Origin of the sequence: Campylobacter sp. RM9334 (assembly GCF_020138145.1) — a bacterium.
Lineage (GTDB): Bacteria > Campylobacterota > Campylobacteria > Campylobacterales > Campylobacteraceae > Campylobacter_E.
Window position 1 is genome coordinate 1 of record NZ_JACGAX010000058.1, and the last position, 538, is coordinate 538.

1 protein-coding gene is annotated in these 538 nt (G+C 33.8%); it reads left to right on the forward strand.

Annotation, left to right across the window (positions count from 1 at the left end; translation table 11 throughout):
- Positions 1-538 (forward strand): methyl-accepting chemotaxis protein (locus tag AVBRAN9334_RS10105; RefSeq protein WP_336607742.1); only part of this gene is annotated, 538 nt, incomplete at both ends.

Genomic DNA, 538 nt, shown 5'->3' on the forward strand with positions numbered 1-538 from the left:
CTAAAATACTAAAAACAAGTGTTAGTGATATAAACGAAGGTGCAAGAAAGCAAGCAAGTAGCTTACAAGAAAGTGCAGCAGCAGTAGAAGAGATGAGTGCATCTATGCATGCAGTAAATCAAAAATCAAACGAAGTTATTAAAAACGGAGAAGATATTAAAAATGTTATTACTATGATAAGAGACATTGCAGAACAAATTAATCTACTTGCACTTAATGCTGCAATAGAAGCAGCACGTGCAGGTGAGCATGGGCGTGGGTTTGCTGTAGTTGCTGATGAAGTAAGAAAGCTAGCTGAAAGCACTCAAAAATCATTAACAGAAATAGAAGCAAGTGTTAATGTATTAACTCAAGGTATAAATGATATGAGTGAAAGCATTAAAGAACAAACTCAAGCAATATCTCAAATAAATGAAGCAATAAGTAGTATAGATGAGCTAACACGCGCTAATGTAGTAGTAGCTGATAATACTAATAAAATATCAGATGAAGTAGATTTAATGGCTAGCATTGCTGTTGAAGCTGTTATGAAGAATAA